18 protein-coding genes are annotated in these 21,873 nt (G+C 66.2%); 2 read left to right on the top strand and 16 right to left on the bottom strand.

Features of this window, described 5'->3' with window-relative positions:
• Positions 1-20: 20 nt before the first annotated feature.
• The 9 genes from BMX43_RS03595 to gabT all read right to left on the bottom strand — a co-directional run bounded on the left by BMX43_RS03595 (position 21) and on the right by gabT (position 11,229).
• Positions 21-1,391: a sigma-54 interaction domain-containing protein gene (locus BMX43_RS03595; protein ID WP_091296824.1), complete on the bottom strand. Its 1,371-nt coding sequence runs from the start codon at positions 1,389-1,391 to the stop codon at positions 21-23.
• Complete coding sequence (locus tag BMX43_RS03590) at positions 1,388-2,557, bottom strand: PAS domain-containing protein (protein WP_091296821.1); 1,170 nt, start codon at positions 2,555-2,557, stop codon at positions 1,388-1,390. The genes BMX43_RS03595 and BMX43_RS03590 overlap by 4 nt, the downstream gene beginning before the upstream one ends.
• Before the next feature lie 28 nt (positions 2,558-2,585).
• Positions 2,586-4,091 (bottom strand): glutamine synthetase family protein, encoded by a 1,506-nt coding sequence (locus BMX43_RS03585; protein WP_091296819.1) that lies wholly within the window; start codon positions 4,089-4,091, stop codon positions 2,586-2,588.
• A gap of 4 nt (positions 4,092-4,095) precedes the next feature.
• Positions 4,096-5,409, bottom strand: a complete 1,314-nt coding sequence (locus tag BMX43_RS03580; protein WP_091296816.1) for a type I glutamate--ammonia ligase — start codon at positions 5,407-5,409, stop codon at positions 4,096-4,098.
• A 23-nt stretch (positions 5,410-5,432) separates the two neighbouring features.
• Entirely contained in the window at positions 5,433-6,665 is a 1,233-nt protein-coding gene (locus tag BMX43_RS03575) for an NAD(P)/FAD-dependent oxidoreductase (protein WP_217643925.1), read from the bottom strand.
• A 4-nt stretch (positions 6,666-6,669) separates the two neighbouring features.
• On the bottom strand, positions 6,670-6,858 hold the full coding sequence (locus BMX43_RS03570; protein ID WP_091296812.1) for a ferredoxin: 189 nt from the start codon (positions 6,856-6,858) through the stop codon (positions 6,670-6,672).
• A 40-nt stretch (positions 6,859-6,898) separates the two neighbouring features.
• Positions 6,899-8,110, bottom strand: a complete 1,212-nt coding sequence (locus BMX43_RS03565; protein WP_091296810.1) for a cytochrome P450 — start codon at positions 8,108-8,110, stop codon at positions 6,899-6,901.
• A 291-nt stretch (positions 8,111-8,401) separates the two neighbouring features.
• Positions 8,402-9,862: an aldehyde dehydrogenase family protein gene (locus tag BMX43_RS03560; RefSeq protein WP_091296807.1), complete on the bottom strand. Its 1,461-nt coding sequence runs from the start codon at positions 9,860-9,862 to the stop codon at positions 8,402-8,404.
• 74 nt (positions 9,863-9,936) lie between these two features.
• Positions 9,937-11,229 carry a 4-aminobutyrate--2-oxoglutarate transaminase gene (gene gabT / locus BMX43_RS03555; RefSeq protein ID WP_091296804.1) on the bottom strand — a complete coding sequence of 431 codons (1,293 nt, stop codon included), beginning with the start codon at positions 11,227-11,229 and terminating at the stop codon, positions 9,937-9,939.
• A 146-nt stretch (positions 11,230-11,375) separates the two neighbouring features.
• On the opposite strand from gabT, the gene BMX43_RS03550 reads away from it, so the two are divergent.
• Complete coding sequence (locus tag BMX43_RS03550) at positions 11,376-11,954, top strand: cupin domain-containing protein (RefSeq protein WP_091296801.1); 579 nt, start codon at positions 11,376-11,378, stop codon at positions 11,952-11,954.
• Between the two features lie 30 nt (positions 11,955-11,984).
• On the opposite strand, the gene BMX43_RS03545 is transcribed toward BMX43_RS03550, so the two are convergent.
• The 7 genes from BMX43_RS03545 to capB all read right to left on the bottom strand — a co-directional run bounded on the left by BMX43_RS03545 (position 11,985) and on the right by capB (position 20,581).
• Positions 11,985-13,157, bottom strand: a complete 1,173-nt coding sequence (locus BMX43_RS03545) for an ABC transporter substrate-binding protein (RefSeq protein WP_091296798.1) — start codon at positions 13,155-13,157, stop codon at positions 11,985-11,987.
• A gap of 22 nt (positions 13,158-13,179) precedes the next feature.
• On the bottom strand, positions 13,180-14,244 hold the full coding sequence (locus tag BMX43_RS03540) for a branched-chain amino acid ABC transporter permease (protein ID WP_091296795.1): 1,065 nt from the start codon (positions 14,242-14,244) through the stop codon (positions 13,180-13,182).
• 3 nt (positions 14,245-14,247) lie between these two features.
• Positions 14,248-15,156, bottom strand: coding sequence for a branched-chain amino acid ABC transporter permease (locus tag BMX43_RS03535; protein ID WP_091296792.1), 909 nt, complete (start codon positions 15,154-15,156; stop codon positions 14,248-14,250).
• Positions 15,153-15,872 carry an ABC transporter ATP-binding protein gene (locus BMX43_RS03530; RefSeq protein WP_091296789.1) on the bottom strand — a complete coding sequence of 240 codons (720 nt, stop codon included), beginning with the start codon at positions 15,870-15,872 and terminating at the stop codon, positions 15,153-15,155. The genes BMX43_RS03535 and BMX43_RS03530 overlap by 4 nt, the downstream gene beginning before the upstream one ends.
• Positions 15,872-16,597, bottom strand: coding sequence for an ABC transporter ATP-binding protein (locus BMX43_RS03525; protein WP_091296786.1), 726 nt, complete (start codon positions 16,595-16,597; stop codon positions 15,872-15,874). The genes BMX43_RS03530 and BMX43_RS03525 overlap by 1 nt, the downstream gene beginning before the upstream one ends.
• 1 nt (position 16,598) lies before the next feature.
• Positions 16,599-18,731: a caprolactamase subunit alpha gene (gene capA, locus BMX43_RS03520; RefSeq protein WP_091296783.1), complete on the bottom strand. Its 2,133-nt coding sequence runs from the start codon at positions 18,729-18,731 to the stop codon at positions 16,599-16,601.
• A 101-nt stretch (positions 18,732-18,832) separates the two neighbouring features.
• The gene (gene capB / locus BMX43_RS03515) at positions 18,833-20,581 is read right to left on the bottom strand and encodes a caprolactamase subunit beta (RefSeq protein ID WP_091296780.1); all 1,749 of its coding nucleotides are present in this window, start codon (positions 20,579-20,581) and stop codon (positions 18,833-18,835) included.
• Between the two features lie 314 nt (positions 20,582-20,895).
• Here capB and BMX43_RS03510 point away from each other — a divergent pair, with 314 nt between their 5' ends.
• Positions 20,896-21,846 carry an AraC-like ligand-binding domain-containing protein gene (locus BMX43_RS03510; RefSeq protein ID WP_091297184.1) on the top strand — a complete coding sequence of 317 codons (951 nt, stop codon included), beginning with the start codon at positions 20,896-20,898 and terminating at the stop codon, positions 21,844-21,846.
• The last annotated feature ends 27 nt before the right edge of the window (positions 21,847-21,873 follow it).

The raw sequence follows: 21,873 nt of genomic DNA, 5'->3' as shown, positions 1-21,873 counted from the left end.
TGTTGGTGGTTGTTTGGCCCTCAGGGCTCTTTTCTGGTTTTTCGGACAATGGTGCCGATATCGACACCAAGGGCGGCAGCCGCCTTGCGCTTGCTGCCATGGATGCGGATCGCCTCCTCGATCACGCGCGTCTCGAAGCCTGCGACCTGCGCACGCAAAGAGCCGCCTTCCGCCCCCGGATCGGGGGCGGGCTGGACGGATTGCAGACGGCGCGGCAATTCATCCTCGCCGTCGCCCAGAACCGAAATCTGTTGCAGAAGATTGGCCAGTTCGCGGATGTTTCCGGGATAGTGATAGGCCAGCAGCCGCGCCCGCAGATCGGCAGACAGCACGAGCGGTTGCGCCCGGCGCTGGTTGATCGCGGTCAGAAACCGTTCGATCAGGTGATCGAGCAGTTCGGGCATGTCGCGCAGCGGTTTGATCGGCATGTTGACCACGGCCAGCCGGTAATAGAGATCCAGCCGGAAGCGGCGATCTTCGGCCATTTCCAGCAGGTCGCGGTTGGTGGCGGTGATGATGCGCAGGTTGACCCGGCGCGGGCGGGTGGAGCCGACGCGCAGCACCAGACCGTCTTCCAGAAAGCTGAGCAGCTTGGCCTGCAGCGTCAGGGGGATCTCGCCGATTTCATCCAGAAACAGCGTGCCACCTTCCGCCGCCTCGATCAGGCCCTTCTTGCCTTCGGTCAGCGCGCCGGTGAAGGCGCCGCGTTCATAGCCGAACAGTTCGGATTCAAACAGGGTTTCGGGGATGGCGGCGCAGTTCACCGCCACGAAAGGATCGGCGCCATTGGCGACGAAGCTGTGCAGGTGGCGGGCGATTTCGGTTTTACCGACGCCGCTTTCGCCGGTGATGATGACGCGGGCGCCTTGCAGCAAAGCGCGTTCGCCCCGGGCGATGATGCGGTCCAGATAGGGGGAAAGCTGACGCTGGCGGGCGAAATCGGGGCGCAGGCGCCGCTCGACGGTGGAAGAGAAGCCGGCGGGGTCACGCTCGCCGGTGGCGCGGCGGCGGGCATGGTCGAACACCGCCAGATCGCGCAGTGTCAGCGCCAGCGCGCCGGGCTGATCGGCGATGCGGCGCAGGGTGACGAAGATCGCCCCCATCCCGTCGCTGCGCAGGATCATGTCGCCAGACCGGCCCGAGGCGACCAGTTCCTCGATCGGGGCCCAGTTCAGGGCCGACAGGCGGGCCAGTTCGGCAAAGGGCTGGCCGCTGACCCGGGCGTTGCCCAGCCCGGCCAGCGTGGCGGCCTCGCGGTTGCACAGCACCACCAGCCCTTCGGGGTTCAGCACGATCAGCCCGTCGGGTGCGGCGTCGAAGGCGGCCAGCAGCAGCCGCGCGCGTTCGGCGGCGGGTTTGGTCGGAGGGTCTTGCGGCAGCGTCATCTTCATTGCGCCCCCCGCTCGGCCCGGCTGGCGGGGCGCAGGCACAAGACCAGCGCGGGCGTGCCGCGCAGGTCAAAGCTGGCGGCAGTGCCTTCCACCCGCAACGGGCCGCTGGGGCGCAGGGCCAGCGCGGAAAACGGGCTGCGGGTGGCGTGCAGGCTGGTGGCATCGGCCAGCAGCGCGGCCAGCGGGCGCCCGGTTTCCAGCAGGTCTTCGAACTGGCGCAGGGCGATGACCTCGGGCGGGCCTTCAAACAGCGCTTCGGCGGCGATGTTGAGATAGATCGGCGCCCCCGCATCATCGACGACCAGAACCGGATCGGGCAGGGCCGCCAGCACCGATTGCAGCGCGCCGATTTCATCGCGCAGCAGGGTTTCCCGCCGCACATGTTTGGACACATCGCGCACAGTGCCCCACATGCGCACCAGCTTGTTGCCGCGGATATGGCCGCGCACATCGTTTTCCACGTCGATGAACATGCCGTCATAGCGCAGATCGCGCGAGGGAGAGGCGGTCATGTCGAAATCTGCGCGGATCAGGCGGCGGATGAAATCTTCGTTTTCCGGGGTGCGCGGAAAGGTTTCCGACACGGGCAGAGCGTTGAAATCCTTGCCCGGCGGGGTGCGATACAGCCGCGCCATCGCCTCGTTGCAAAAGCGCCAGCGCGGCCCGTTTTCAAAGACCTGCCGGACGATTTCATGTTCCGGCGCCGACAGATCCACCGGATCGGCCCATTCCATGCACCAGCCGGCATCGGAGGAGGCGGCGACGATGCCGGACAGCACCTCGTTGGCTTCCGACAGGCGGGCCACGTCATCCAGTGCCCCGCCTGTCGGCCATTTCCACAGCCGCAGGCAGCGGCCATGCTGCGGGTCATCCACCCAATCGGCCACGGCGGCGGTGGCCAGTGTTGCGCCCGAAGCGGCGCGCAGCACCATCGGCAGGACGGCAGGGGTGATGGCCGCCGTCCCCTGCGCGAACAGCGCCGCGATCCGGTCGCGCGCATCCAGCGTATAGATGCGCGCCCAGTCCGCCCCTTCCAGCGCGTCGGCTGTCAGGCCGAGCCGCGCTGCCTGCACCGGATCGGCGCCAAGGATCAGCCCGTCCGGCGACAGGATGTCAACCATCGGGCCGGGCACGGCGGCGATCTGCGGGGCGAGGGGGCGGTTCATCGGGGCTCCTTTCAGAGGCAGATCGGGATCACGGCACGCAATGCAGATAGCGTTCGACATCCCAGTTGGTCACTTCACGCAGGAACCGGGTCCACTCGTCACGTTTGTACTCATCGAATACCTCATAGAGCCGTCCGGGAAGGGCCGATTTGATCACATCGTCTTTTTTCAGCGCTTCGAGGGCGTCGTGCAGGTTCAGCGGGATCAGTTTCACCGGCTCGCCCGATTGCCAGACGGTGGTGACGTTGCGGGTTTCATGCGGGCCGGGGTCGATCTTGTTGGTGATGCCGTCATCCATCGCCTTCAGCAGCGCGCCGCAGAACAGATGCGGGTTGACCATGCTGTCCACCGCGCGGAATTCAAAGCGGTCGGGCGAGGAGATGCGGATGGTGCAGCTGCGGTTCTGCAGGCCCCAGTTGGCGCCGATCGGGGCCCAGAGGCCGTAATCATTGAAGCGGCGATAGCTGTTCACGGTCGAGGCGCCAAGGCAGGTCAGCGCGTCGATATGTTTCAGGCTGCCGCCAAGGATGTGGTGGCCCAGTTCGGTGGGAATCCAGCCGCCATCCTTGTTTTCAAACTCGTTCACGCCGCCTTTGGAATAGTGGAACAGCTCTTCCATCCCCGGCGCCTCGCCCGGCACCAGTTCCTGCATCTCGCGCGAACCGCCTGTCCAGACCGAGCAGTTGTGGTGACAGCCATTGGCGGCATAGCCCATGAAGGGTTTGGCCATGAAGCAGGCGATCAGCCCATGCTGGCGGGCCACCTCGGCGCAGATCTGGCGATAGGTGGTCATCCGGTCGCAGGTCGGCAGGGCATCGTCGAACTGGTAGTTCAGTTCGATCTGGCCGGGGGCGTCTTCGCAATCGCCCTGGATCATGTCCAGCCCCATGGCGAGCGCATAGTCGCTGACCTGGGTCCAGATATGGCGGGCGGATTCGAACTGGCCGATGTGATAGGCGAAGGCCTCGGTGATGCCTTCATAGGGGCGCACTTCGCCCGCCTTGGGTTTGAGCCAGAGCATTTCCGGCTCCAGCCCGACGCGCAGGTGCAGGCCGTTGTGTTTGGTGCGGAATTCGGCGTCGAAGCGCTTCAGGTTCCCGCGGGTGTCATGTTCGTAATACATGCCGGGCGAGGTGTAATCCTCGAGGCTGTAATACAGCGTGCAGAACACGCGGGCGACGCGCTTGTCCCAGGGCAGCTGGCAGAAGGTGTCGGGGTCGGGCAGGGCGATACATTCCATCGCATTGCTGTCGAAGCCGATCAGGTTGCCCTTGAAATCGGGGGTGACGTTGGCCACGCCGCCCATCCAGGTCTGCACGCCTTTGCGGGCCTGGGTTTCCCAATGCCGCGCCGGGGCGGCCTTGCCCATCACCCGGCCGGTGATCGAGATATATTGATAATAGATATATTCTACGCCCAGGGCGTTGATCTTGTCGCGGACGCGTTTCACGAGCGCGGCGCGGCCGGGGGCTTCGATGTCGCGGTGATAGTCGGTATCGGTGCGCGCTTGGGTGCCGGTAACCATCTTGTTCATTCTCTCATCCCTCCAGATAACGGGCGCGCTCTTCCGCGCTGACAGCTTTTGCTAGGCTTGCGTATTCGGCGCGGCAGGCTGCCGCGTAATTGTCGGTGAAGGCGTCGCCCCAGATGCGGCGCACGGCGGCCGAACGATCCAGCCGGTCGGCGGCTTCGGCCAGATCGCGCGGGAAGCGCTGGGCACCTTCGGGCACGAAATCAGGCCCGGCCGAGGCGGTGGCGGCAGGGGCGGGCAGGCCGCGTGCGATACCATCCAGCCCCGCGCCCAGCATCATCGCCATGGTCAGATAGGGGTTGCAATCGGCGGGCGGCACGCGGAATTCCAGCCGCGCCAGCGGCCCGGCATGGGGGGCAGAGCGGACGGCGACGGTGAAGGGATGTTCGGCCCAGGTCAGCGATTTCGGCGCCCAGCTTCCCGGTGCCAGACGGCGATAGGCGTTGACGGTGCCGGTGCACATGGCAAAGGCCTCGGGCACGATGTCCATCATCCCGGCGATGAATTGCCCGGCCAGCGCGTTGGTATGGCCGTCGGGCGAGGAGAACAGGTTGGCGCCGGTGGTGGCATCTTTCAGCGACAGGCAGATATGCCCGCCGATGCCGGGATATTCGGCGCCAAGGTAAGGCATGAAGCTGGCGGTCTTGCCGTGTTTGCGGGCAAAGGCGCGGGTTGCCAGCCGGAAGAAGGCGGCATCATCGGCGGCGCGCAGACCTTCGGTCGCGGCAAGGGTGCCCTCCAGACAGCCCGGCCCGAGTTCGACGCCCAGCCCGTGCAGCGCGATGTCATGGCCCAGAATCTCCGCCTCCAGCGCGGCGATGAAACCGGCATGGGTATTGGCGGTGGTGCCGGACCAGCATTTGTTGTCGGGCGCGAATTTCTCCAGCCCGGCAAAGCCCTTGCTGCGCACCGTGGTTGCGTCTTCGTCCAGCAGGATCACTTCGAATTCAAAGGCGGCATCGACCTTGAAGCCCATGGCCGCCGCACGTTCGATCTGGCGGCGCAGCACCTGACGCGGCATCAGCTCTTTCGCATCGCCTGACAGTTCGGCGATGACCGACACGGCATTGGGTTCCGACGGATTGCGGCGGATCGAGCTGGCGTCGATTTCGACGGTTTCGGTGTAGTAGCGCGTGCCGCCGAACAGGCTGTCGGCGGTATCCCAATGCGCGATCACATTGGCAAAGCGCGGATCTTCGGCCCATTGCAGGAATTGCGCGCGGCGCAGGCGGCGTTCGCGAAAGACCGAGGCCAGATCGAACTGGCCGACATGCACGACCTCGGCGTCGAACGGCGCGAGGGCGTCGGTGAGCGTGGACATTCTGTTCTCCCTGTTCGCGGCTCTTATGCGGCCACGGTTTCGTTCAGTGCCGCATCCAGCCGGGGCCGGTGGCGGGTCAGGTGTGCGGGCGACAGGCCAAGGCCCAGAAGGCCGATCAGCCGCCCGCCCTGCAGATACTCGACAAGGCAGGGCTCTTGCCCCAGCCGGTCCAGCCGCCCTTCGGCGATGCGGATCGCATCGGCCAGCGCGGGCGCGCCGAAGCTTTGCAGGCGCATCCCGTGCTGATCGCTCCAGAAACTGGGCATCGGGGCGAAGGTGGGGGCGGGGTCGTGGCCCGCCGCGCGGGCGGCGATGGTTTCGGCGGCGCGTTTCGCGGTCTGGCCGGGCACGCACCAATGTTCCACCCGGCGCGGCGCGGGGCCGAACAGCGGGTTGGGAAAGCGCGCCAGATCGCCCACGGCCAGCAGGCGCGGGTTGCCCGGGGCCGTCAGGGTGGCATCGGTCAGCACGCCATTCGACAGATCCAGCGCCGGGTCGGTCAGCCATTCGGTATTGGGCAGTGAGCCCACCGCCTCGACCAGCAGATCGCCGGTGACGGTGCTGCCGTCAGACAGTGTCAGGGTTACCCCGTTTGCATCCGACAGGCCGGTGACCGTCAGACCACAGCGCAGGTCGATGCCCCGGGCGCGGTGAAAGCTGGCCATGGCCTGCGCCACATCGGGGCCAAGGGCCGCCAGCATCGGCGCCGCCTGCGGTTCGATCACCGTCACCGACAGGCCCAGATGCGCCGCCGTTGCGGCGATTTCGCAGCCGATGAAACCTGCCCCCACCACCAGCATCCGTGCGCCGGGCACGAGTTGCGCGCCCAGCCGGGCCGCATCGTCAAAGCTGCGCAGCACATGGCGGCGGGCTTCGGCCCCTGCGAAGGGCAGGCGGCGGGGCCGCAGCCCGCTGGCGGCAATCAGCCAGTCATGGGCGATGCGCCCGCCATCCGACAGACGCACGCTGCGGGCGTCGGCGTCAAAGCCGGTCGCCTTGACCCCCAGCCGCCAGTCCAGCCCGGCATCGGGCAGGCGGTGCTTGAAGGTCAGTTTCGCCAGCGCCGCCTGCTGCGTTTCTGCATCGGCCCCGGCCAGTTGCTCTGCCACGTCTTTCGACAGCGGCGGGCGGTTGTAGGGGGCGTGCGGTTCGTCGCCGATCAGGGTGATGCGGGCGTCGGGCAGCAGGGCGCGCACCGCTTCGGCGCTGCGCAGCCCGGCCAGCGAGGCCCCGACGATGGTGACGCGCGGCGCCACGGCCTTAGCCTTCCAGCACGATGGCCTGCTCGGGGCAGGCATCGGCGGCGGCTTCGGTATCGGCGCGCAGGTCTTCGCCGATCTCTTTCACCCAGACGAGACCGCCGTCATCGTCAAAGGAAAACACCTCGGGCGCGGCGATCACGCATTGGCCGTGCAAGAGGCAGATCGACATATCGACATGAACTTTCATGAGTCACTTCCTGTTGGTTTCTTGTGGGATGTCCGGCGTCTCAGGCCGGATCAAAGGCCAGCGGCATGCGGATCGCGCCGGTATTGCCGCTGTCGGGCAGCCATTCGACCGGCGCGGCGAAGCGCGGGTTCTTCAGGCGGCTGGCCAGCAGTTTCAGCGCCTCGGTCATGTCGCCACGGGCGATGAAATGGCCAAGGCAGTGATGCGCGCCGCCGCCAAAGCCGAAATGCGGCTTGCGTTCGGCGGTGATGTCAAAGCGTTCGGCATCGGGCATCACCGCCGGGTCGGTGGCGGCGGTCTGGCCGTACAGGTGCAGGGTGGTGCCCTCGGCAATCTCCAGCCCGTTGAAGGTGAAGGTTTCGGTTGCGGCACGGGTGACCCAGGTCACGGTGGGGCGGGTGCGCATCACCTCTTCGACGGCGGCTTTGGCCAGATCGGGGCGTTCGGCCAGCAGCGCCCATTGGTCGGGGTTCTGCACGAACATATCCATCGCCAGCCCGATCTGGTTGCGCGTCGTGTCGATGCCGCCAAAGATCGCCAGCACGATCATGTCGAGCAGTTCCTGATCGGAAAGCTGATCCTTGTTTTCGGTATTGGCCTTGACCAGCATCCCCACGAAATCGGCGGAGGGATGGGCGCGGCGGTCGGCCACCAGCTCTTCGGCATAGGCGAACAGCCGGGCGATGGCGGCCTCGATCTTCGGCAGATCCTGCTTGAAGGTCACACCCAGGGCGAGGCCCATATCGGCGGCGATGTCGGCCAGTTCGCGCCATTTCTCGAACGGCAGGCCCAGCAGATCGCAGATCACGCCGGTGGCATAGGGTTCGGTGAAATCGGCGATGAAATCACATTCGCCCTTGGCCGCGAACTGGTCGATCAGGCGGTTGGCCAGTGCCTGGAATTTCGGCTGCAGATCCGCGATCAGCTTGGGCGAGAAGGCGGGGTTGGCCATGCGGCGCAGGCGGCCATGGGTTTCGCCTTCCTGACACAGCAGCATGTTGCACCACCAGGTGGCAAATTTGCCGGTGGTGACGCCATTGTGCTGCGGCCACAGATGGCTGCCCTGCCGCAGCTTCGGGTGGCGCAGCAGCTTTTGCACCTCGTCATAGCGCAGCACGGCGATGCCATAGGGGGTGCGGGCATACCAGCTTTGCGCCCGCGCATCTTTTACCGCCTGCGAGCGGATCGAGAAGGCAGGGTCGGCAACGTCAAGATAGGGGGCATCGGCGAGGGGGGCGGCAGTCTCGGTCATGGCAAGCTCCGGCAATCAGCGCGTTCGATTGGGGAGATGCAGGTTTGGGGCCAGTTTTGCGGGGCGGGGCGTGGATTTTGTCTAGTTGACTGATTATTAAGGGAAAGAAAAACATTCCGGGAGTTTTTGGCGGGATGTGGCGCCGGGGATCGCGTGCCTCTTGTCGCGGGGTGATGTGGTTTTGCGTTGGGTGCTGTGGATTTGCAGCAGCCGGTTTTGCTGCATCGGCATATGAGAACGCCCCGGACGGGCGTTCGCGGCCTGTCCGGGGCGTTCGGGGCGGTGGGAAGATCAGGCGGTTTCGGTCAGCGGATCGCCCGCAAAGCTGTAGCTGGTCTTGACGGTGGTGTAGAATTCCACCGCATGGCGCCCCTGTTCGCGCGACCCGTGCGAGCTGCCGCGCGTGCCGCCGAAGGGCACATGGTAATCCACCCCTGCGGTGGGCAGGTTCACCATCACCATGCCTGCCCGCGCGTGATGGCGGAAATGCCGCGCCTTGGCGAGCGAGCGGGTGCAGATCCCGGCGGACAGGCCAAACTCGGTGGCATTGGCGAGGGCAAGCGCATGGTCATAGCTGTCGGCGCGGATCACTGTGGCGCAGGGACCGAAGATTTCCTCGCGCGCCACGCGCATGTCGTTGTGTGCGTTCAGGAACAGGGCGGGGCGCTGGAAATAGCCCTCGGTCGGGCCGTTCAGACAGTCGCCGCCCAGCACGGTGCAACCTTCTTCCGCCGCAAGCCGGACATAGCCCAGATTGCCATCCAGTTGCGGCGCCGAGACGACCGGGCCGATCTGGCTGTCGGCGGCCAAGGCCGGGCCGACGCGCAGCGCCTGCATCTGGCGCGACAGTTCGGCCACGAAAGCGTCATGGATGCCGCTTTCCACGATCAGCCGCGACGAGGCGGTGCAGCGCTGCCCGGTGGAGAAGAAGGCGCCGTTCAGGCAGGCGGCCACGGCCAGCGGCACATCGGCATCGTTCAGAACCACCATCGGGTTCTTGCCGCCCATTTCCAGCTGCACCTTCTTCATCGTTTCGGCGGCGCGGCGGGCAATGGCGCGGCCGGTGCGGGCCGATCCGGTGAAAGTCAGGGCGGCGATCTCGGGCTGGGCGACCATCGCGGCGCCCACCCGGCTGCCTGCGCCCATCACAAGGTTGAACACGCCCGGCGGCACGCCCGCCTCGTGCAGGATCTGTGCCAGCAGATGCGCGGTGCCGGGGGTGATTTCGGCGGGTTTGAACACCACCGCATTGCCATAGGCCAGCGCCGGGGCGATCTTCCAGGCGGGAATGGCGATCGGGAAGTTCCAGGGCGTGATCAGGCCCACAACGCCCATCGGTTCGCGCAGCACCTCGACATCCACGCCGGGGCGGGTGGAGGCGAGCGCCTCGCCGGGGATGCGCAGCGCCTCGCCCGCGTAAAAGCGGAAGATCTGCGCGGCGCGGCGGGTTTCGGCGATGGCTTCGGGCAGGATCTTGCCCTCTTCCCGCGCCAGCATGGTGCCGATTTCGGTGGCGCGCGCCTCGATCAGCCCGGCCACGCGATCCAGCAGATCGGCGCGGGGCTGGGGGCCGCCGCTGAACCAGGCGCGCTGGGCCTCGGCGGCGGCGGCCGTGGCGCGGGCCACGTCGTCTTCGGTGGCGCTGGCGTAATGGCCGATCACATCGGCAATATCGGAGGGGTTGCGGTTTTCGCTCGCGTGGTCGCCCGGCACCCATTGGCCGGCGATGAGGTTCAGATGCGTGTCGGTCATGGGGCCTCGGCAAAAGTCGGCCCGCGCCTTGCCGGGGGCAAGGCGGGGCCAGTCAGGGGGCGAAGAGGGGTGGATCAGGCGGTTTTCTGCACCGCAGCCTCGACCGAGGCTTCGATGATGTCCAGCGCCTCGTGCAGTTGATCCATCGGGATGGTCAGCGGCGGCAGCAGGCGGATGACGTTGTAGCGCGTGCCGCAAGACAGCAGGATCAGCCCGCGCGCCTCGGCCTCGGCCACGATGGCAGTGGTCAGCGGCGCATCGGGCGCATTGGTGGCGCGGTCTTTCACCAGTTCGAAGGCGTTCATCGCGCCAAGGCCGCGCACGTCGCCGATACATTCCATGCCCTGACGGGCAGCCATGGCGGTCAGCCGGGCGCGGATCACCTCGCCGATCTCGGCGGCACGGGCGCAGAGGTTTTCCTCGTCGATCACATCCAGCACGGCATGGCTGGCGGCAATGGCCAGCGGGTTGCCCGCATAGGTGCCGCCCACCCCGCCCGGATTGGGCGCATCGACGATATCGGCGCGGCCCGTCACGGCAGACAGCGGGAAGCCGCCAGCCAGACCCTTGGCCATGGTGATCAGGTCGGGGGCGACATCGGCATGGTTGACGCCAAACATCCGCCCGGTGCGCGCCATGCCGGCCTGCACCTCATCGGCGATGAAAACGATGCCATGTTGATCGCAGATCTTGCGCAGGGCGCGCAGGAAACTGAACGGCGCGATGGTGAAGCCACCTTCGCCCTGCACGGGTTCGATGATGATCGCGGCAATCCGCTCCGGGTCCACCGACGAGGCGAAGATGCGGTCCAGCTGGGCCAGTGCCTCGGCTTCGGAAACACCGTGGAAGGCATTCGGGAAGGGGGCGTGGATGATTTCGGGCGGCATGGCGCCGAAGCCCTTCTTGTAGGGCGCAACCTTGCCGGTCAGCGCCATGCCCAGCAGCGTGCGGCCATGGAAGCCGCCCGAGAAAGAGATGACGCCCGACCGTCCGGTGAAGGCGCGGGCCATCTTGATCGCGTTCTCCACCGCCTCGGCGCCGGTGGTGACGAGCATGGTCTTTTTCTCGAAATCCCCGGGGGTTGCGGCGTTCAGGCGTTCCGCAAGCGCGATGTAGGATTCGTAGGGGGCAACGTGAAAGCAGGTATGGGTGAAGGCCTGCGCCTGATCGGCGACGGCGGCCATCACCTTGGGGTGGCGGTGGCCGGTGTTGTTGACGGCGATGCCCGCCGCGAAGTCGATGTAGCGCTTGCCTTCGGCATCCCAGAGTTCGGCGTTTTCAGCGCGAATGGCATAGATGCCGCGGGTGGAGACGCCGCGGGCGACGGCGGCGGATTTGCGGGCGGAGAGGGCGGTGGTCGCGGTCATTTGAGGCTCCAGCTTTGTTCTGGGATTCGATGTAGCATTGCGCAGGATATTGAGCAACATATTCTGCAAATATCAGGCGGTTTATCGGGTGAAGTTGCGCATCGGGCGTATCTGGCCTAGGGTCGTGGCAGAGAAGGAGCGCGATCATGCAGGAATTCGACGTTGGCACGCGGCTGAAAGAGATGCGGCTGGTGGCCGGGCTGTCGCAGCGGCAGTTGGCCGAGGCGTCTGGCGTGCCGCATGGCCAGATTTCGATGATCGAAACCAACCGCTCCAGCCCATCGGTAGCCTCGTTGCGCAAGATTCTGGGCGGACTGGGCATCACCATGTCGGAATTCTTTGAACCCGACACGCCGACGACGCAGGCGGTGTTCTTCAAGCCGCAAGAGCTGCGCGACCTGACGACCAAGCTGTATTCCACGCTGGACGATCCGCGCGGCAAGATCACGCTGCAACAGGTGGGCGATGCGCGGGCGCATAACCTGCAGGTGCTGTATGAACGCTATGAACCGGGCGCGGATACCGGCGAGGCGATGCTGGAACATGTGTCGCATGAAGGCGGCATCGTGATCGCGGGCGAGATCGAGATCACGGTGGGCGATCATTGCGCGGTGCTGAAGGCGGGCGACAGCTATCTGTTCGACAGCAACCTGCCGCACCGCTTTCGCAATATCGGGGATCGTGAGGCGGTGGTGGTCTCCGCCTGCACGCCGCCTTACCTGTAAGGCGCCCCCGCCGCGCGGGGGCGCGGCCGGTCATTTGCCCAGCAGCACATCCATCGGCACGGGCTGCGAGATGCGCCATTCATCGACACGGGCAGGTTTGCCATCGGTGATTTCGACGATCTGCATCAGCGCGGTGTTCTGGTGGTGCAACTCGGCGCTGAAGCTGCGCGGGCCGAAGGCGGTGGGTTCATCCTGCATCTTTTCCAGTTCTGCCGTGACGGCGGCGCCATCCACGCTGCCTGCACGCTCCACCGCCTTGGCCCAGAGGTCGATCAGCACATAGCCGGGATAGGCGTATTGGCTGGCCGGGCGGGCGCCGGTCTTGGCCTCATAGGCGGCGTTGAAGGTTTCCACCTCGGGGCGCGGATCGTCGCCATGGATCGAGCCTTGCACCGGCAGCACGAAGCCTGACAGGCCCGGCGTCGCATCCAGCCAGTAAGATCCATCCACAGCCGAACCGTTCAGGATCAGCGAGTTGATGCCCGCCGCGCGGATCTGGCGCACGGCAGCGGCAGCCCCCGGCATGACCGAGCAGAGCATGATGACATCGGGTTCCGCCCCCAGCGCCTTGATGCGGGTGATCTGCGAGGCGATCGAGGCGTCGTCGTTCTTGAACGTATCGGAGCCGACGATCGAGGCGCCTTCCAGCGTCGGGAACATCCAGTCAAAGCCGGTGCAGATGCCCTTGTTGTATTCGATGAAGGTATCTTCCAGCACATAGGCGGTGCGGGCGTTGCGCTTGGCATGGGCCCATTCGGCCATGGTGGCCCCCTGCACCGGCGCCAGAACCGAGGACGAGAAGCTGTTCGGCCCCACGCCCTGAATACCTGCCTTCACGTCCTCGGCGCAGAGGAAGAAGCTGTTCATCCCTTCGCCCTCGGCCACAAGGGCGGCGGGCGCGCCGAAATCGTAATCGCAGGAGACGACCATCATCTGCGCGCCCTGATCCAGCACGTCCAGCCCGGCCTTGGCGCTTTCGGCGCGGTCGGTGCGGGTGTCTGCCTCGACCACCTTGATCTGCTGGCCCAGCAGGCCCCCTGCGGCGTTGATCTCGTCGATGCGGATCTTGGCAGCGGTGGCGGCGGGGGTATCGTAAGCCTCCATCCAGCCGGATTTGGCGATGGCGAAGCCGATGGTGATGTCTTCGGCCTGCACAGGGGCGGCAAGCGCCAGCAAGGCAAGCAGGGATGTGGTGTATTTCATGGGAAACTCCTGTCGGGAAGGGTCATTGATTGGATGTGCCGCGTCCGGTGACCCAGCGGGCGGGCAGCATGATCTCGCGCCCGGCCAGAAGGCCTGCGGGGCGGAAGACCAGAACAAGGATCATCGCCAGCGCGATGAGGATCTCCTGACTGCCGGGGGGCAGCGCGAAGGTGGTGGTGCCCAGCGTCACGCCCTTTTCCAGCCGCACCAGCGCCTCGACGGCGAGGGAGACGGCCAACACGCCGACCACCGCGCCGGACAGGCTGCCGATACCGCCCATCACCAGCATGGCGAGCATCAGGAAAGTGAGGCTGAGGTAGAAGCTGTCGGGGTTGATGACGCCGATGAAATGGCCCATCAGCGCGCCGCCCACCCCGCAGAAAAAGGCGGAAACGGTATAGGCCAGCAGGCGGTGACGATACCGGTCGATGCCCGAGGCGGCGGCGGCCACCTCATCTTCGCGTGAGGCGCGCAGGGCAAGGCCCGAGGCGGACGCGGCATGAAGGGCGGCGGCGAGGATGGCGGCCACGGCCCAGCCGAGGGCAACCCAGGGCGAGACATAGCGCGCCAGCCCCACCACCGACGAGGTGCCGCCGGTGACCGGGGTCCAGTTGGCCCAGATGGTGTTGACCATGGCGAGGAAGGCAAAGGTGGCAATCGAGGCGGCGATGCCCGACAGCCGCAGGATGGCCGCGCCGCTGATCAGCGCCAGTGCCGCCGCCAGCAGCCCCGCCGCAAGCGCGGCAGGCAGCACCGGCCAATGCGCCTGCGCCAGAAAGCCGGGCAGGCCGGGCAGCAGCAGCGTCTTCATCGCCGGTTGCAGTGTCAGCCAGGCGGAGGTGTAGGCGCCAAGGCAGGCAAAGGCGGCATGGCCGAAGCTGATCACCCCGGAATTGCCGGCGAAGATCCAGAAGCCCACGACCAGCGTGACGCGGATCAGGGTTTCCGCTGCCATGCGCGCCGTGGCCCGATCTCCCAGCAGGGTTGCGGCCAGAACGAAGGCCAGCAGCAGCAGGGCCAGCAGAACCGGCGTTGTGGCGGCCATGCGGCGGCGGATCTGGTGGGGGGTGGTGGGTTGGGGGGACATGGCTCAAACCCTCGGTTTGGCGCTGGCAGAGGCGAAAAGGCCTTGCGGGCGGAAGAGCAGGACAAGGATGACGAGCCCGTAGAGAAAGGCGTCGCGGAAGGGCCGGGCCTCGGGCGGCAGGAAGGCTTGCAGCAGGGCCGAGACGGCACCAAGCGCAAGGCCCGCGGCGACGGCGCCGGGCAGGCTGCCCATGCCGCCCATCACGGTGGCGATGAAGGCAACCAGCATGATCTGCCCGCCCATCCGCACATCGGCCACGCCGGTTTGCGCCACCAGCACCAGCGCCACCACGGCAGCCAGCGCGCCGGACAGCGCGAAGGCGCCCGAGATCACCCGGTTGGCCCGCACCCCGAGCAACCGCGCCATGCCGAAATCCTCGGCTGCGGCGCGCATTTCCAAGCCGATACGCGTACGTTTCAGCATCAGCGCCAGACCGGCCAAAATCACCCCCACCGCGCCGATGACGAACAGTTGCAGCAGCGGGATTTCGGCGGACAGCAGGCGCACCGGCTGGCCCAGTTCAGGCCAGAGGCTGATCGCCTTGGGGCGCCCGCCATAGGTGACCAGCAGCAGGTTCTGCAACAGGATGCCAAGCGCGAAGCTGGCCACCATCAGCGCGACCGGGCTGGCATTGCGCAGCGGGCGGAAGACGAAGGCTTCGGCCAGAACCGCCAGCCCGGCGCCGAACAGCAGAATGGCCGGGATCAGCAGCCCGGCGGGCAGCGCGCCCAGACCCAGCACCGCCACCGCATCCGCCGAGGGCAGGATCAGCGCGAAGACCGAACAGGCGATGAACTGGCCATGGGCGAAGTTCACCAGTTTCATCACGCCGAAGATCAGCGCGATCCCCAGCGCGGCAATGGCGTAGATGCCGCCCAGCGACAGGGCGTCGAACAGGATTTGCAGGCTCATGCGGGGTCTCCGAAATAGGCCTCTGACAGCAGGTCATGGGCGGCAAAGCTGGCGGCATCGCCATCGGCGACCACCCGCCCGCCGCGCATCAGCAGCATCCGCCCCCCCACCCGCGCGGCGCGGGCCGAGGATTGTTCGACGATCACCAGCGTCAGGCCGCGCTGGGCCTGCAGGGCCACCAGCCGGTCATAGACCTCGTCCACCACCTTGGGCGCGAGGCCGAGCGAGGGTTCATCGACCAGCATCAGCTTGGGGTTGGTCATCAGCGCACGCGAAATCGCCAGCATCTGCTGTTGGCCGCCCGAAAGCGCCCCGGCATTGGCGTGGCGGCGGTCGTGCAGGATCGGGAAGGCGGCATAGACCGTCGCCAGATCATCGGCCACGGCAGCGCGGTCACGGCGCAGCCCGGTGCCGACCATCAGGTTTTCCTGCACGCTCAGCGCGCGGAAGATGCGCCGCCCTTCGGGCACCATCGACAGCCCGCGCCGGGCGATGCCTTCGGGCGAATGGCCCGACAGGATGTCGCCATCCATCTCCACCCGGCCATGCGCCGCGCGCACGGCCCCGGAAATCGCGCCCAGAAGCGAGGATTTGCCCGCACCATTGGGGCCAGAGATGAACAGCCGCTCGCCTTCGGCCACGGTGAAGGACACGTCCGACAGCGCGGTCAGTTTGCCATAGCGAACGGAAAGATCGTGGACACCCAGCTTGGACATCAGGCTTCCTCCACATTGGCGCCAAGATAGGCTTCGCGCACGGCGCGGCTGCCCAGGATCGCGGCACGGTTGCCCTGTTCGATGACGCGGCCCCCATCCAGCACCACGACATGCGAACAGACCGACAGCACCAGCCCGACATTGTGTTCGATCAGCAGGCAGCCGGTGCCCCGTTCCACCGCGATGCGCCGGATCAGGGCGGCCAGATCGGCGGCCTCCTTTTCCGACATGCCAGCGGCGGGTTCATCGAGCAGCAGGAAGGCGGGGCGGCCCATCAGCGCGCGGGCAATGGCGACGCGGCGTTCATCGGTATAGGGCAGGCCCGCGGCGGGGCGGCTTTGCAGATCGGCAATGCCCATCCAGCGCAGCAGGTCTTCCGCCTCGTGTTCGGCGGCGGCGCGGCGCTGGCCAAGGCCGACGCCGGTGCAGGCCAGATTGTCCAGCACATCGAGGCCGGTGAACAGCCGCCCGGCCTGAAAGGTGCGCGCCACGCCCGCGCGGCGAAAGGCATGGGCGGAGAGGCGCGAGACATCGCGCCCCCCCAGTGTTACCCGCCCCGATGTGGGGCGCTGGAACCCGGTGAGGGTGTTGACGCAGGTTGTCTTGCCTGCGCCATTCGGGCCGATCAGCCCGATCACCTGCCCCGGCTCTACCGCAAGCGTCACATCGCTGAGCGCCCGGAAGCCGCCGAAGGCGACCCCTGCCTGGTCCAGTGCCAAGGGCATGTCAGGCGTCCTCGGTCAGGGCTTCGGCGCGGGCGGCGCTGTCCGCAAGGGCCGGGGCATCGCCCAGCGTCACGAGATAGACCCCGGTTGCATCCAGTTCGGCCACCCAGCCCGGCTCGATCACGATGGTCGTGGTGACCTCTTGAATGACGGCAGGCCCGGTGATGCGGTCGCCCGCCCCCAGCAGCGCACCGTCATAGACCGGCGTTTCATGGGCCAGACCCGAGGCGGTGAAGATCATCTCGCGCGTGCCCTTCAGCGCGGCATGGGCGCCTTTGCCTTGGGCCACGGTCATGCGCGCGGGCTTGTCCACCCCGCCGGTGATGGCGCTTTCGACGTTCACCACCTCCACCGCGCTTTGCGGTTCGGAATAGGTGTAAAGCTCTTCATGCCGGGCGTGGAAGGCGGCTTTCAGCCGTTCCAGCGCGGCTTCGGTCACCTCGAACGGGTCCACGTCCACGGTGCATTCATGCACCTGCCCGACATAGCGCATGTCCAGCGACCGGCGGATGGCGATCTGGTCATCGGTGAAGCTGTCGGCCTTCAGATCGGCGGTGCCGCGCGTTTCCAGATCGGTGAACAGGGTGTTCAGGCGGGCGGCAGCCTCGGCGCCTTCCAGACGGATCGGGGCGGGGGCCATGTAGTTGTATTTCACATCCGACAGGATCTGCCCGAAAGCGCAGAGCCCCGAGGCGAGTTTCGAGATCATCACCTTGCGGATGCCCATTTCGCGGGCCAGCGCGGTGATATGCGCGCCGGTGGCCCCGCCCGCGCAGTTCAGCACGAAATCGCGGGGGTCATAGCCGCGTTCGACTGAAACCCGGCGGATGGCGTTCACCATGTTGTTGTTGACGATGGTGAACATGCCATAGGCGGCGCGTTCCACGCTGATGCCCAGCGGATCGGCCAGATGGGTCTTGATGGCGGTGCGGGCCTTTTCCACGTTCAGCGGCAGGCGCCCGCCCACCAGACCATCGGGATTGAGGTAGCCGAGGATCAGGTTGGCATCGGTGGTCGTGGGCTTTGTGCCGCCTTGGTCATAGCAGGCCGGGCCGGGTTCCGACCCTGCCGATTGCGGGCCCATCTGCATCAGACCCATGCTGTCGATCCAGCCGATCGAGCCGCCGCCCGCGCCAAGCGTTTCCACCTGAATCATCGGGATGCCGATGCGGTAGCGCAGGAAGTCGATGTTTTTCGACACATTCGCCCGACCGTCGCGGGTCAGCGTGATGTCGAACGAGGTGCCGCCCATATCGACGGTGATGATGTCCTGCATCCCCCAGGGCTCGCCCAGATAGAGCGCGGCCTGCGGCGCCGAGGCGGGGCCGGAGTTGATGGCATAGACCGACTGGTCCGACACGATCCGCCCCAGCGCCAGCCCGCCATTCGACTGGAAGTAACGCACCGGATGGCGCGCGCCGAGCGACTGGAAGTAACCGTCCACCGCCTCGACATAGCGTTGCAGGATCGGGGCGAGATAGGCGTTCACGATGGCGGTGGAGGTGCGGGTATATTCGCGCACCTGCGGATAAAGCTGGCTGCCCACGGTCAGGCGGACATGCGGCATCATCTCGCGCACGATTTCGGCGGCGCGCTGTTCGTGTTCGGGATGCAGCACCGACCAGACGAAGCTGATGGCAACGGATTCCACCTCTTCGCGCAGGAAGTGGCGGCAGGCGGCGCGCACATCCTCTTCGTTCAGGGGCGTGTGGACGGCGCCGGTGGACAGCACCCGTTCGGCGATACCACGGCGCAGGTAGCGCGGCACCAGCATGGTGGCGGGCGGATATTCCGGGTCGTAACGATAGCCGTCTTCCTTGTGGCCCAGCCGGATCTCGATGCTGTCTTCGTGCCCGGCGGTGGCGATCAACCCGGTTTTCGCGCCGTTATGGGTGATCAGCGCATTGAGCCCGACCGTGGTGCCGTTGATGCAAAGATCGGAATTGGCGACGATGGTCTGCGGCGTGAGGCCGGTTTCCTCTTCGATCAGTTTCAGCCCGTTGCGGATGGCCGCGGTGGGATCGTTCGGGGTGGACAGTGCCTTGAAGATGCGCACCTCGCCCTTGCGGTCAGCGAGGATGAAGTCGGTGAAGGTGCCGCCGGCGTCGATGCCAAGGCGATATTGGTTCTGCATGGGACGGGTTCCTTTGGGATGTGGGGCGGGGATGGGGGGCTGTCTGCCCCCCACGGCCTTCGGCCTTCCCCCCGAGGATATTTTTGAACAGAAAATGAAGATCAGGCGGCGCGCAGCTTTGCCGTGGCGGCGTGATCCACCGTCAGGCTGTCGCGGTCGGTGATGACCACGCCGTAATCCAGGCGGGCGCCATCGAGGCTGACGAGGCCGTTGCGCACGTCTTCGACCACCTTCTGCACGTCCCGCTCGAACGGGTTGCCGAAGCCGCCGCCGCCGGGGTTGCGGTTGGCCGCGCGCTCGCCGGGCTGGATGGTTTCGATCACGTTGTCGGTGATGATCTGGGTGGCGCCGTTGCGGGTGACCTCCAACCGGCCGACCTTGGGCGGGATGAGGGCGGATTTGGCGCCTGCCGCCCCCATGGCGGGGATGCGGCGGCCTTCGCCGAAGGTGATGAGGGTCATCGGGCTATCGAGCGGTTCGACCTCCCAGCAGGTGCCCGATCCGCCACGATTGCGGCCCGCACCGCCCGAATCCTCCATCAACCCGTAGCGGTGGATGATGATCGGGTAGCTGTGTTCCAGCATTTCAATGTCGCCCGAGGTGAGGGCGCCAAAGCAGCATTCCGGGCCACAGGCGTGCCAGCCATCCTGGCTGGCGGTGGCACCCGCGCCCGAGATGATCGAGGCCAGCACCATGGTCACATATTCTTCGTCATGCCGCTTGTCCCAGCCCGCGATGTTGCAGCCATTGGCATGGCCCCAGCTGGCCGAAACCTTGGCGGGCGCGGCCTGTTCAAAGGCCAGCCGCACCGCATCGGTCAGGGTTTCCATCGGCGTGGTGGTGCAGTTCATGTGCGGCGCTGGCGACTTGGCGTTGCACAGTGTGCCCTTGGGGCCCATGTCGGTGGTGACGCAGCGGTAAAGGCCCTCGTTATAGGGCGGCGGCAGTTGGGCGAACATCATCAGCCCGAGATAGACGCCGGAATGGCTGTTCCCTTCGTAGCTGTTGATGAAATAGGGGATCTGCGGCGGCGAGGCGATTTCGATATGGCAGCCGTCGCCCTTGATCGTCACCGTGGCGGTGATTTCAAAATCCCCGAAGCCATGGCCCGCGTCTTCGAGAATGGCCGTGCCGGAATAGGTGCCGTCGGGCACTTCGGCGATCAGCTTGCGCATATGCGCCTCGGCCATATCCAGCAGTTCGGCGATGCAGTCCTGCACCATCTCCTTGCCGTATTTCTTCATCAGGTTGATGAGATTGCGCGCCCCCACCTGACAGGCACCGATCAGCGCGTTGAAGTCACCCTCCTGATCGCGGCGGGCGCGCATGTTGGTGAGCAGCAGGTTCATCACGTCATGGCGCGGCTTGCCCTTGTCCCACAGCTTGACCGGCGGGATGCGCAGGCCCTCGGCATAGATTTCGGTCGCGTTGGGGTTATAGCCTGCGGGCACCGGGCCGCCGATATCGGTCAGGTGGCCCTTGCAGACCGTCCAGAACACCAGTTCGCCTTCGTAGAACACCGGGTAATACATGCAGGTGTCGATGATATGGCTGCCGCCATAGGCCGGATCATTGTGCAGGATCAGGTCGCCCTCGTGGATCTCGCCCTCGAAGAACTTCGCCACCGATTTCATGGCAGGGATCAGCGAACCGAGGTGGATCGGGATGTCCTGCCCTTGCAGGATCATTTCCGGCGTGTGGTTGAACAGCGCTGTCGAATAGTCATGCGCCAGATTGAACACCGAACTGCGCGCCGTCTGTTCCAGTGTCAGCGTCATTTCGCGCTGCGTCGTTTCCAGCACGCCCCGCACCACTGAAAGCGTGATCGGATCTACCTTGCGTCGTGTCATCCCTGTTTTCCTTCGCTGGGGAGGCGTGCGGCAACAAAGGACAGGGCCGCCGAAGCGGTGTCTGGTCGTCTCCCTGTTCTCCGTGCCGCTGTCCGGCCTCATGGTTCTGAGGGAAAGACTGACGCGAATCGGCGGGGCGATCTTGCAGCCGGGCGCGCAATGATTTGTGTTTCCGTGCAGCCGGGCCGCGGATTTGTCTGTCCGCGCACAAGCTTTTGCCGCAGGGTGCGGTGAGGGCGAAGTGTCACGAAATTTTCTTGATTGGACTCGGCGCGATCATTACCGATTCTTGCAGGCGGATGGGGAAGCTGCGGATGGGGCTATCGGCGCAAACCACGGATGGCATCGCACCGGCGCAACGCGCGGGGCATTGGAATCGCGTGATCGCCGAGGCCTATTTTCCGCTGCAACTGAGCTTCCGCGACGCTGCCACCTTCAGCGGGCGGCTGGAGCGGCGGCAGTTGGGGGTCGCGGCGCTGTCGCGGCTGGCGACCGAGCCGATGCAATATGAACGGCGGCCCAACCACATTTCGGGGGCGGCCGACGAAGAATACCTGATCACCATCCCGCGCCGCAGCCCGGTGGAGTTTCGCCAGTTGGGCCGCGAGGTGCGCTGCGATCCGGGCGGGTTCATTCTGGAGCGGGGCGACGAGCCCTATCGCTTTTCCTACGGGGCGCCGAACGAGCTGTGCGTGTTGAAAGTGGCCAAGCCGGTGCTGGCCGAACGCCTGCGCGACCCCGACAGGTTCTGTGCGGCGGTGATCGACGGGCGCGAAGGGGTGGCGGGGCTGTTCACATCGACGCTGCGCCAGTTGCAGGATCTGCCCGCAACAGAACCACATGTCGCCGAGGTGCTGGGGCGGCAGTTGATCGAGCTTCTGGCGCTGGCGCTGGACCGGCAGGTGGAGCCGGAGGGCGGCGTGCGCAGTGCCGTGCGCGCCGCGCATCTGCGCCGGGCGGAACAGGTGATCCGCCGCAACCTGTCTGACCCCGCGCTGTCGCCCGAAATGGTGGCCGATGCCTGCGGCATCTCGAAGCGCTATCTGCACGAGCTGTTCAGCGACGCAAACTCCACCGTGTCGCAGTTCATCCGCGAGCAGCGGCTTTATGCGGCGCGCGATGCGCTGCAGACGGCGCAAGGCCCGGCGATGGCCGAGATCGCCTACAAGTTCGGGTTCAGCGATCAGGCGCAGTTTTCGCGGCTGTTCAAGGCGATGTTCGGGCTGACGCCATCAGGCTATCGCGCGGGGCAGCGGGTGGGGTGATCTATGCGTTTTGCGCATAGATAGTTG

This window comes from Gemmobacter aquatilis (assembly GCF_900110025.1).
Classification (GTDB): Bacteria; Pseudomonadota; Alphaproteobacteria; order Rhodobacterales; family Rhodobacteraceae; genus Gemmobacter; species Gemmobacter aquatilis.
This window is presented reverse-complemented; position numbering and strand designations above follow the sequence as displayed.